Origin of the sequence: Hyphomicrobium sp. CS1BSMeth3, from assembly GCF_900117415.1 — a bacterium.
Lineage (GTDB): Bacteria > Pseudomonadota > Alphaproteobacteria > Rhizobiales > Hyphomicrobiaceae.
In genome coordinates, this window is record NZ_FPEI01000003.1 from 59,646 (window position 1) to 71,138 (window position 11,493).

Sequence of the window (11,493 nt, forward strand, 5' to 3'; positions counted from 1 at the left end):
CCAGCAGTGATCAATGAGAGGCGGAAGCCGCGCGTGCACGCACGCGGGCGGGGGAACGCATGAGCGCCCGCATTCTCGGGATCGACCTTGCGCCGAGGAAGCTCGCGCTCGTCGTGCTCTTTGCATTGGCCGCGTTGATCGTCTCCCAGCTCCCGCCGCCTGCGGGCACGCCGAATGCCATGACCGGCCTCGCCATTGTCGCCTTCACGGTGGCGCTCTGGGCGACGGCAGCACTCCCGGCCCTGCACTCGGGTGCCATCTTCTTTGCTCTCGCACTCGCAACGAACATCGCCCCGACGATCCCGCTCCTCTCGGGCTTCTGGTCGAATGCTGCTGCGCTCGTCTTCGGCGGCCTGATGATCGGCGGCGCCGCCGAGCGCACGGGCCTCGGCCGCTATGTCGCGCGTGCACTCATGAGCGGCGTCGCGACCTATCCGCGCTTCATTGCCGGCGTGCTCATCGGCTCGGGCGCGTTGAGCTTCATCGTCCCGACGACCATGGGCCGCCTTGCGATCACATTGCCGATCCTGATGGCCGCTGCGAAAGAAGCCGGCTACGCGCCGGGCTCGCGCGGCTACATCGGCATCATCCTCACGGCCGTCGCCGGCAACTACCTGACGAGCTACGCCATCCTGCCGGCGAACCTCACGAACATCATTGCGCTCGGCGCACTCGAAGGCATGGGCGTTCCCACACTTCAATATGGCCCTTACCTGCTCATGTGCCTGCCGATCCTCGGCATCGTGAAAGGCCTCCTGTTCTGGGCGGCCGTCTGCCTGCTCCTGCCGGCGCCTCCGCCGCAGGTCGATACCGCCACCGAGGAGAGCCCGAATGCACTGAGCCCTGCCGCGCGGCGCCTCGCTGTCCTGCTCTCGATCACCGTGCTGCTCTGGATGCTCGACTTCGTCCACCACATAAAGCCGGGCTGGATCGCGCTGGCAGCCGGCTTGGTATGTCTCATCCCGGGCCTCGCCCTCGCCCGGCTCGAAGATGCGGTGGACCTCAACAAGCTCACGTCGGTCTTCTCGCTCGCGGCCGTGCTCGGCGTCGCGACCGTACTCACGCATTCCGGCGCCGGCACCATGATCGCGCAGGGCCTCACGCAGCTCGTGCCCGCGTCCGGCGCCACACCCGTCTATGGCTTCATGCTCATCACGGTTGCAGCGTCCGTGATCGCGACATTCGCGACCGTCGTCGGCGCCATTGCCATCGTGACACCGACGCTGCCCGCCATCGAGGCCGCGAGCGGCCTGCCGATGACCGCCGGCATCATCGCCGAGCTGACCGGCCTGCAGGCCCTGTTCTTTCCTTTCGAAGCCGTCCCCGTCATGGTCGGCCTCATGATGGGCAAGGTCGCGGCGCCCTCCACGCTCAGGATCCTGATCCTGCTTGCGGTGACCGGTCTCATTGTCATCGCGCCCTTGCAGATCGCATGGCTCAAGATCCTCGGCGTCATGCCATAGGCCTCGCGCGGCCGGCAGCGGCGTGGCATGGTGGCGCCAACAATTCACAGCATCCCCTCAAGTCCCAGGGAAGGAGACGCAAATGCTCGATGCCTACATCTATGACGGCGCCCGCACGCCTTTCGGCCGCCATGCCGGCAGCCTCTCGAAAGTCCGCCCGGACGACATGCTGGCGAGCGTCATCAAGGAAGTCGTCGGCCGTTCGCCCTTCGCTGCTGAAGCCATCGACGACGTGAACATGGGCTGCGCCAGCCAGGCCGGCGAGGACAGCCGCTGCATTGCGCGTCACGCGATCCTGCTCGCCGGCTTGCCGATCGAGGTGCCGGGTGCGGTCTTCCAGCGCAACTGCGGCTCGGGCCTCAATGCCATCATCTCCTCGGCGCACGCCATCACCTGCGGCGAAGGCGATGTGTTCGTCGCCGGCGGCGTCGAGAGCATGACGCGCGCGCCCTTCGTCGTCGGCAAGAGCGAGCAGGCCTTCGGCAAGGACTTCAAGGTATTCGATAGCGCCATCGGCGCGCGCTTCCCGAACCCGAAACTCGAGAAGGCCTTCGGCGCCGACACCATGCCCGAGACGGCCGACAATCTCGCCCGCGACTACCAGATCGCACGCGAGGACTGCGATGCCTACGCGATCAAGTCGCAGCAGTCCTATGCCAAGGCGAAGGCCGACGGATTCTTTGCAGGCGAGATCAGCGCGCTCACCATCCCCGGCGTACGCGGCAAGCCCGATGTGGTCATCGCCGAGGACGAGCATCCGCGCCCGGAGACGACGCTCGACGCGCTCAAGAAGCTGCGCCCGCTCTACGAAGGCGGCGTGACCACGGCCGGCAATGCTTCGGGCATCAATGATGGTGCCGTGGCGCTCATGCTCGCGAGCCGCAAGGCCGGTGACAAAGCCGGCGCCAAGCCGATCGCGCGCATCGTCTCGTCGGGCGTCGCGGGCGTTGCTCCGCGCACCATGGGCTTCGGCCCCGTGCCCGCCGCCAAGAAGGCGCTCGAGCGCGCCGGCCTCGACATCAAGGACATGGACGTCATCGAGATCAACGAGGCCTTTGCCGCGCAGGTTCTCGCGTGCCTCAAGGGCCTCGACGTCGATTTCAAGGACAGCCGCGTGAACCCGAATGGCGGCGCGATCGCCGTCGGCCATCCGCTCGGCGCCTCGGGCGGGCGCATCGCACTCACCGCCGCGCGCCAGCTTCAGCGCACGGGCGGCAAGTACGCGCTCGTCTCCATGTGCATTGGCGTCGGCCAGGGCATTGCCATGGTCATCGAGCGGGCTTGATTTTTATTTGCCGCGGGCTGCTGATCGCTTCGCGAGTGGGGCTTTCGCCCCACACCCCAACCGGGGGGGACACCCTCCCGGACCCACCCGCCTTTAATGACAATCGCGCTTGCGGCGAGCACACCATCATCCCCTCTCCCCGCTTGCGGGGAGAGGGTTAGGGTGAGGGGCAGCGGCATACGCTGACGTCGCGCAAGTTCCTGCCCCTCATCCCGACCTTCTCCCCGTAAGCACGGGGAGAAGGGGAAGTGGGGCGCCTCATACGCTGCACTGTCGATATGGCTGCCGTGGGCATCGTGCCACGCCAGAAAGCGGCAGCACCTCTTCCCAGCAGCCCGCGGCAAGAAAAACTAAGGCCGCAGCGCGCTGATGCGCTGACGTGCGGCCTCGATGCCGCCGTCGAGAGCCTCGCGATAGAGTTCGATCGCTTTCGGCACCTCGGCGCGAACACTGCGCACGCCGCGCGCCGCGAGGAAATTCGGATCGTAGGTCTCGGCGAGCAGGAAGCGGGCCGCCGGCATCGCAGCGACGGTCTGATCCTCGAGCAGGCTGCGGGCCGTGCGGAAATCGCCGTCACCGATCAGGCGACGGGCATCATCGAGCATAGCCTCGGCCTTGGCCGCCTCGGACTGGACCGGCGTGGTCTCAACGGCCACCGGCTGCAGAACCGCCACGGCCGCTGAAGCCGTCGCCGGACGCTGCTGCGCCGGGCGCACGGCCTCGACGGGCACCATGATCGTGCCGGGCACTGCCGTTGCCGTCACCGGCGGCGGCGCCGTGACCGATAGCGCACGCGGCGTCTCGGCCACCGGCTCGTGCACGGACGTAGCGACCGACGCCGAGGGCGTGGGCGCCGCTACGGCAAGCCCGAAATTGGCGGCCATCTGAGTGAACGAGCCGACGGGATCGATCCGCCCTTTCTGCCAAAGCACGACGGGCACCGAGAGGGCGAGCCCGACGGTCAGGCCCAGCGCGGCGCCGGTAACGTGGCGCATGATGGCGCTCGGCGGCTGTGGCTGGATGGGTGAGAGCCATGATGTGGGCATGGGCTCAGGCATACGCAGACGCTCCTCTTGCTCATCCAGATCGAAATCCGTGAGGCGCCTGCCCCCCGGATTCACTGGATTCCCCCACGCGGCGTGCGTCCCGATCTGCTGGCCGTCCTGGAAGCGGGCCCGGAGTTCCTCGGCTGTCCGCGTGCGCGGAAACCAGTCTCTCTCCGATGTGGCTTGCCGGGGTGGCATCTCGGTCGGCGGCAGGGCCCCCTTGGCCTGCTCGGCACCGCGGACAATGTCTCGCGCTTCGCCATAAGCGCTTGCAGATGCGGCATTTCCATGGCGCCGGCCGAATTCGCGCGCGCTGCCTGGAACGACACTTTTGGCTGATGTCCGGCTGCTCATCGGGCCTCCCAGTTCATCGCCGGCGCCGTTCCATGTGGCGCCAAGGCACTTGGGTGAACCCGCACGTACGTGCCCTCGAGCGCTTGCCTGCGCCCTGGGCTGCAAACTGCACTACTGGAGACCCCGTCCCCCGAGCCGTTCGAGTACGCACCACACCCTGCCTCGCCCGATTTGCCCTTCCCTCGACCCCTCGCTGGGACAGCATCAGGCGGCTGCCTCACCATGCCGCATGAACAAACTACACGCTGCTCTATGTACGGACAAGAAAGAGTTTGCCCCGTGGCGCTCAAAGCACGGGAATAGCCGATGCCATGACGCCGCATCGCGCATCATCGTGCAGCGAAATCCTGCACGCGGACATCTTGCGCGGATGCTGGCCTCCCGCCCATGCTGAGCGGCCGCGGCGTGCCGAAAGCCGTGGGAGCAGAATTGAGAGGATGCCCGAAATGCCCCGCCGCCAGCCCACACTTTCGAGCCTTGCCCGCGATCTCGCGACCGGCGCCACGACCAGCCGCAAGATCGTCGAGGACTGTCTCGCGCGCATCGAGGATCCGGCCGGCGAAGGCGCGCGCACGTTCATAAAGGTCCACGCCGATCGCGCCCGCGCGGCGGCCGATGCCATGGATGGCCTCCGCCGTGTCGGCGCGGCGCCTTCGCCCTATGCCGGCATTCCTGTGGCGATCAAGGATCTCGCGGACATCGCTGGCGAGGTCACGGCTGCCGGCTCGCGCGCGCTCGCCGATGCGCCGCTCGCTACGCACGACGCCCCATCGGTCGCGCGCCTGCGCCGCGCCGGCTTCATCTTCATCGGCCGCGCGAACATGACCGAGTTCGCCTACTCGGGTCTCGGCATCAATCCGCACTACGGCACGCCGGCATCGCCGTGGGCACGCAATGAACGCCGCGTGCCGGGCGGCTCGTCCTCGGGCTCGGGCGTCGCTGTAGCCGATGGCATGGCGCATGGCGCGCTCGGAACGGACACCGGCGGCTCGTGCCGCGTGCCTGCATCCTTCAACGGCGTCACGGGCTGGAAGCCGACGGCGCGGCGCGTGCCGATCGACGGCGTCGTGCCGCTCGCAACGTCGCTCGACTCGATCGGGCCGATCGCACGCACGGTCGACTGCTGCGCGATCATGGACGCGATCTTTGCTGCTGAAGCGCCCGCACCGCTGGCGAAAGTGCCGCTCGAGGGCCTGCGCCTGCTCGTGCCCGAGACCATCGTGCTCGACAGCCTCGATGCGCACGTTGCCGCCGCGTTCGATGCCGCGCTCCGGCGCATCTCGGATGCCGGCGCCGTCGTCACCCGCGCGCCGCTCCCCGTTCTCAAGCGCATTGCCGAGATGACCGACAAGGGCGGCATCTCGGGCGCCGAGAGCTACGCCTGGCATCGCGAGCTCATCGCCAGGCGCCGCGAGCAGTACGATCCGCGCGTGCTCATGCGCATCATGCGCGGCGCAGAGCAGGATGCCGCCTTCTACATCGGCCTCCTCGAGCGCCGCGCCGCGGCCATCAAAGCCTACAACGAAGCGACCGCCGACTTCGATGCCGTCATCATGCCGACGACCGCGATCATCGCGCCCCGCATCGACGAGGTGGCCAGCGAGGCCGACTACACCCGCATCAATCTGCTCATCCTGCGCAACCCGATGATGTTCAACATTCTCGACTGCTGCGGGATCTCGATCCCCATGCATCGCGCCGGCGATGCGCCGACCGGCCTCATGGTGATCGGCCAGGGCGGCACCGACCGGCGCACGCTCGCGATCTCGGCCGCATTGGAGGGAATTCTGCAGCCAGCTTCAGCAGACTGAGCACTTTAGCGGCATACATTCGGGCTTGACGGGCCTCGGCTCTGCCGCCCATCGTTAGATAACGACCGCATACAAAGGGAGCTCCGTCATGTCCGTCTCGCGCCTCGCGTCGCTGAGCCGCATAGGCTTGGCCGTTGTTGTCTCGGCTCTGTTCTGCGGCGCGGCGGCCGCTCAGTCCTGGCCAACCAAGCCCATCACGATCGTCCAAGGCTTCCCGGCTGGCTCCGGCCTCGACATCATCGCCCGCATCATCCAGGCGCCGCTCGAGAAGGAGCTCGGCACCACGATCGTCTTCGACTACAAAGCCGGCGCCGGCGGCAACCTCGCCTCCGAGATCGTCGCGAAAGCCGCGCCGGACGGCTACACCTTCATCTTCGGCACGGCCGGCACCCACGGCATCAACGCGTCGCTCTACAAGAAGCTCAGCTTCGACGTCGAGAGCGACTTCACGCCGATCGCTCCGATCGTCGATGTCCCGAACGTGATCACGGTCAATCCGAAGGTGGTCGACGCCAAGGACGTCAAGGAGTTCATCGAGATCATCAAGAAGCAGCCGGGCAAGCAGAACTACGGCTCATCCGGCAACGGCGCCTCGACGCATCTCGGCTTCGCGCAGTTCAATGTCGCGGCCGGCATCGACATGGTGCACATCCCCTACAAGGGCAGCCCGGCGGCCATCCAGGCCATGCTCAATGGCGAGACCTGCTGCCAGTTCGCCCAGCTTCAGACCGTGCTCGGCCAGCACAAGGCCGGCACGCTCCGCCTACTCGGCATGTCGACGTCGAAGCGCGTGCCACTGCTGCCCGACATCCCGACGATCGCGGAAGCCGCAATCCCGGGCTTCGAGAGCGTGACGTGGTACGGCATGCTCGGCCCCAAGGGCCTCGATCCGGCGATCGTCAGCAAGTTCAATGCCGCGATCAAGGCCGTGCTCGAGGACAAGGAAGTGGTCGCGAAGCTTGCCGGCATCGGCAATGCCGTGCGCTACGAGACGGCGGACCAGTTCCGCGCGACCATCAAGAAGGACCGCGCGCAGTGGGCCGAGGTCGTGAAGAAGTCAGGCGCGACGGTGGACTGAGTCGGCCGCCGCATCCCTGATCGAGGCTCGTGTGATGATCGAGAAATCCGCCCGCGCTCGCGGCACGGCATCGAGCGAACTTCGGAATCAAAAGGGACACTAGCCAATGTCCTCCGAAGAAGCGCCCCGCCTCTCTGCCGAGATCGGCAGGGGATGGCGCGGCAAGACCGACCTGTGGGCGGGCGTGGCGACCATCCTGTTCGCCGCATCCGCCCTCTATATCAGCGCCGACTACGGCCTCGGTCGCGCAGGACGCATCGGCGCCGGCTACGTGCCGCTCGTTGCCGGCCTGCTGCTTCTCGGACTCGGCGGGCTGCTCCTCCTGCGCGCCGGGCGCTCGCGCGAGGCCGTCGATACGGACATTGCGTGGCGGCCGCTTCTGCTCGTTGTCGGCGGGATCGTCACATTCGCGCTGCTGCTCGATCGTGCAGGCCTCATCGTCGCGATCATCGCGACGGTTATCGTCGCGGGACCTGCGGCCTACGGCAACACGATCCTCTCGCTGCTCATGTCCGGCGTGATCCTCTCCGCCTTTTCCTGGAGCCTCTTCGTCTACTTCCTGAAGATTTCCATCCCCGTCTGGTGGTTCTGAGGACCGGGGGCAATGGAGCTTTTCGGTCAACTGGCATATGGCTTCGAGCTGGCGATCACGCCGCAGAACCTGCTGTTCTGCTTCCTCGGCGCGCTCATCGGCACGCTCGTCGGCGTGCTGCCCGGTCTCGGTCCCGTCGCGACCATCGCGATGCTGCTGCCGATCACGTTCACGCTGCCGCCCGTCGCCGCGCTCATCATGCTCGCGGGCCTCTACTACGGCGCGCAGTACGGCGGCTCGACGACCGCGATCCTCGTCAACATTCCAGGTGAAAGCTCCTCCGTCGTCACCTGTCTCGACGGCCACGCCATGGCGCGCAAGGGCCGCGCCGGCGCCGCGCTTGCGATTGCAGCCCTCGGCTCGTTCTTCGCCGGCACGGTCGCGACCTTCATCATCGCGATCTTCTCCGCGCCCATGGTGTGGATCGCGAGCACCTTCCAGTCACCCGACTACTTCGGCCTCATGATCTTCGGCCTGATCGCGGCGGTCGTGCTGGCACAAGGCTCAGTCGTCCGCTCGATCGTCATGGTGCTCGTCGGGCTCGTGCTCGGTCTCGTCGGCACCGACATCACGACCGGCCAGTCGCGCTTCACGTTCGGCATTCCGCAGCTTTCCGAGGGCATCAGCTTCGTCGCGCTCGCCATGGGTCTCTTCGGCGTCGGCGAGGTCATCTCCAATCTCGCGCGCACCTTTGGCAAACCGGAGGTCCAGCCCGTGACCTCGCTCTGGCCGAACCGTGAGGAAGCGCGGCGCGCGACGCCGGCCGTCCTGCGTGGCACGGCAATCGGCTCGCTCCTCGGCGTGCTGCCGGGCGGCGGCGCGCTCATTGCCTCGTTCGGCGCCTATGTCATCGAAAAGAAGTGGTCCAAGCGCCCGCAGGAGTTCGGCAACGGCGCCGTGGAGGGCGTCGCCGCGCCAGAGGCCGCCAACAACGCCGGCGCGCAGACCTCGTTCATTCCGCTGCTGACGCTCGGCCTCCCCTCGAATGCCGTGATGGCGCTCATGCTCGCTGCCATGACCATCCACGGCATCGTGCCGGGACCGAAGCTCATGGTCGAGCGGCCCGATCTCTTCTGGGCCATGATTGCCTCCATGTGGATCGGCAATCTCATGCTGGTCATCATCAACCTGCCGCTCATCCGGCTGTGGGTGATGCTGCTCAACGTGCCCTACCGCTATCTCTATCTCGCCATTCTCATCTTCTGCTGCATCGGCGCCTACAGCGTGAACAATTCGACGTTCGACGTGATGGTCATGGCGCTCTTCGGCGTGGTCGGCTACCTGCTGCCGAAGATCGGCTGCGAGCCCGCGCCGCTCATTCTCGGCGTGATCCTGGCGCCGCACATCGAGGAGAACTTCCGCCGATCGCTCGTCGTCTCGCGCGGGAGCTGGTGGATTTTCCTCGAGCGCCCCGTCTGCGCGGGCTTCCTGCTCGTGAGCCTGCTCTTCATGCTCGCGGTGCTGCTGCCGTCGATCCGCAAGGGACGCGAGGAAGCTTTCCGCGAATAAGCATCAGGGAACGAGATAGCGGGTGGGTGCCAGCTCGCGCTCATCATGTGCGCGAAGCCGCGCCTCGAGCTCCGGCAGGCTCTCCTCGAACAGATGCGCGACGATGGCGTCGGCGAGGCGCCGCGCGCCGATCTGGAGGCCCGGGATGTCGCCGGCAAGGGCCGCATGGCTCATCGTGGCGCCGACATTGAACATGTGAATGCGGTCGAGGACCTGCATTCGATCGGGCTCATGCGCGATCAGTTCGAAGCCGGCGCCGAGATAAGGATGGCGCGCGCATTCCGGATCCTGCGCGGCAAGCTCAGGGGCGATACGGTCTCGCCACAGCAGGATGTTGCCGGCGAGCGGCGCGAGAAGCGGATGCTTCTCCAGATCGATGTCGAAGCCCGTCGCGAGAATCACAGCGTCGAAATCGAACCGCCCTTTGGCCGTCACGACGCGCACACCCGCGGCATCCGGCTGCACATCGGTCCACGGCTCGGCAAAACGGATCGAGAAATTCGGATGCACGTCACAGCGCAGCACGGACTCGTGCGGCGGTGGCGCCTGCTCGCCGAAGATGTAGGCCTGCAGCCGCCAGCGGTCCGCATCGCTGAGGCTTCCGAATGCGCGCAGAAAGCCTGGATACGATGCGCCCTTCGACTTGTTGACTTGCGGCAGATGCGGGCGGCGCACGAACATCGCGACCTCGGCAGCGCCACCTTCGAGCGCGGTCGCCGCACAATCGAAGGCCGAGGCGCCGGCACCGAGCACACCAACACGCTTCCCCGTAAAATCCTCAGGCTCGATGCCATCCGTCGAATGCAGCACGCGACGGCGCGCCTCGGCGCTCGCGCGATCGAGGCCCGGAAACTGCGGCAGCCTCAGCGCGCCGGCACCATCGCGCCCGCCCGCCAGCACGATCTTGCGCGCCCAGATGTCCTCTCGCCCCTTGGCGCTTTCGAGCGTCGCGCGCACGCTCGACGCCGTCGGCTCGATCGCCACGAGCGCCGTTCCGTTCTCGACCTCGACGCCGACTGTATCGCGCACCCACAGCAGATAATCGCGCCAATCGATCCGCCCGACCTTGTAGAGCTGCGCCCAGCCGTCCTCGCCGTGCTGCGCCTCGTACCACGCGCGAAAGGTCAGCGACGGCACGCCGAGATCAGGCCCGGTGAGATGCTTCGGCGAGCGCAGGATCTCCATGCGCGCGTATGTGCCCCATGGGCCTTCGTCCCCACGCGCGCAGCGGTCGATCACGCGCACTTTGCGCACACCCTCGCGCATGAGCGCGAACGCCGCCGTCTGCCCGCACATGCCGCCGCCGACGATCAACGCATCCAGCATCGGCTTGCCATCGGGGCCCGCGGCCTCAGGAACCCAGTCGGCCGGCGGATAGTTGAGCATTTCGAGATCGTGGCGGGCGCGCCTCGCCAGAATGGCCAGCGCCTCCTCGTCGCGCACGCTCTTCACGCCCTGCCAGATCTCGGCCATTCTGGTCCCCGTATCGCCATCACACTAGCAAGGTTATGATTCTAGTGTCCCTTTTGATTCCGAAATTCGCTCGGGACGCCAGCATCGAGGTGGGGCGAACTTACAGATAGGGACACTAGAGGAGCGCGCCCATGATCGAGCTTCATTGCTACTATAGCCTGTCCTCGCCCTGGGCCTATCTCGCCGGCCCCCAGCTTCAGGACATCGTGCGCCGCCATCGCGTGCGCCTCCTGCTCAAGCCCTTCGACTTCCAGGCCGTCGTGCCGAAGACCGGCGGTGTTCCGATCCGCACGCGCGTGGCGCCGCGGCGCGCCTATCACGATCTCGAGCTTCAGCGCTGGAGCGAATATCTCGGCTTACCGCTCGTGCTCAAGCCTCGTCACTATCCGCATCAGATGCCTGCCGATCCCAATTGGAACAAATATGCGGGCTGGATGGTGATCGCCGCGCAGGACCAGGGCCTCGATGCCTTCCCGCTCTCGCACGCGATCCTGCGCGCCGTCTGGGCCGAGGAACGCGACATCGCGCTCCCCGAGACGCGGCGGCAGATTGCCGACGAGAACGGCTATGACGGCGCAGCCCTCGTCGCCGCCGAGCAGAGCCCTCGTGTGCAGGATCTCTATCGCACGTACAGCGACGAAGCCCTCGCCCTCGGCGTGTTCGGCGCCCCCTCCTTCGTGCTCGATGGCGAGATCTTCTGGGGCCAGGACCGGCTCGGCTTCGTCGATCGGGCGCTCGCCAAGAAGCGGGCCGGGCTCAAGCCCTAGAGCATGTTCACGTCATACGGACGCGCGTCGCGCCGCACACCACTCTAATCCTCCCCCCTTGTGGGGGAGGCTAGGAGGGGGGGATTGCAGAACGCCAGCGGCAGGGATTCCCCCC

General features: G+C 66.9%; 9 protein-coding genes. 7 read left to right on the top strand and 2 right to left on the bottom strand.

Going from position 1 to position 11,493, the window contains the following annotated elements:
• Positions 1 to 59 precede the first annotated feature (59 nt).
• Both CS1BSM3_RS01980 and CS1BSM3_RS01985 read left to right on the top strand, forming a co-directional pair.
• Complete coding sequence (locus tag CS1BSM3_RS01980; protein ID WP_072385307.1) at positions 60 to 1,463, top strand: SLC13 family permease; 1,404 nt, start codon at positions 60 to 62, stop codon at positions 1,461 to 1,463.
• Between the two features lie 82 nt (positions 1,464 to 1,545).
• Entirely contained in the window at positions 1,546 to 2,748 is a 1,203-nt protein-coding gene (locus CS1BSM3_RS01985; protein WP_072385308.1) for a 3-oxoadipyl-CoA thiolase, read from the top strand.
• Between the two features lie 350 nt (positions 2,749 to 3,098).
• Here the strand turns inward: CS1BSM3_RS01985 and CS1BSM3_RS01990 are convergent, their stop codons facing one another.
• Positions 3,099 to 4,148: a hypothetical protein gene (locus tag CS1BSM3_RS01990; RefSeq protein ID WP_072385309.1), complete on the bottom strand. Its 1,050-nt coding sequence runs from the start codon at positions 4,146 to 4,148 to the stop codon at positions 3,099 to 3,101.
• 437 nt (positions 4,149 to 4,585) lie between these two features.
• On the opposite strand from CS1BSM3_RS01990, the gene CS1BSM3_RS01995 reads away from it, so the two are divergent.
• The 4 genes from CS1BSM3_RS01995 to CS1BSM3_RS02010 all read left to right on the top strand — a co-directional run bounded on the left by CS1BSM3_RS01995 (position 4,586) and on the right by CS1BSM3_RS02010 (position 9,138).
• A complete protein-coding gene (locus CS1BSM3_RS01995; protein WP_072385310.1) occupies positions 4,586 to 5,959 on the top strand; it encodes an amidase in 1,374 nt (457 codons plus the stop codon).
• Positions 5,960 to 6,047: 88 nt separating this feature from the next.
• On the top strand, positions 6,048 to 7,037 hold the full coding sequence (locus tag CS1BSM3_RS02000) for a Bug family tripartite tricarboxylate transporter substrate binding protein (RefSeq protein ID WP_072385311.1): 990 nt from the start codon (positions 6,048 to 6,050) through the stop codon (positions 7,035 to 7,037).
• Between the two features lie 106 nt (positions 7,038 to 7,143).
• On the top strand, positions 7,144 to 7,629 hold the full coding sequence (locus CS1BSM3_RS02005) for a tripartite tricarboxylate transporter TctB family protein (RefSeq protein ID WP_072385312.1): 486 nt from the start codon (positions 7,144 to 7,146) through the stop codon (positions 7,627 to 7,629).
• A gap of 12 nt (positions 7,630 to 7,641) precedes the next feature.
• Positions 7,642 to 9,138, top strand: a complete 1,497-nt coding sequence (locus CS1BSM3_RS02010; protein WP_072385313.1) for a tripartite tricarboxylate transporter permease — start codon at positions 7,642 to 7,644, stop codon at positions 9,136 to 9,138.
• A 3-nt stretch (positions 9,139 to 9,141) separates the two neighbouring features.
• Here CS1BSM3_RS02010 and CS1BSM3_RS02015 read toward each other — a convergent pair whose 3' ends face one another.
• Positions 9,142 to 10,611: an FAD/NAD(P)-binding protein gene (locus CS1BSM3_RS02015; RefSeq protein WP_072385314.1), complete on the bottom strand. Its 1,470-nt coding sequence runs from the start codon at positions 10,609 to 10,611 to the stop codon at positions 9,142 to 9,144.
• Between the two features lie 131 nt (positions 10,612 to 10,742).
• Here CS1BSM3_RS02015 and CS1BSM3_RS02020 point away from each other — a divergent pair, with 131 nt between their 5' ends.
• Positions 10,743 to 11,378, top strand: a complete 636-nt coding sequence (locus tag CS1BSM3_RS02020; protein WP_072385315.1) for a 2-hydroxychromene-2-carboxylate isomerase — start codon at positions 10,743 to 10,745, stop codon at positions 11,376 to 11,378.
• Positions 11,379 to 11,493: the final 115 nt, after the last annotated feature.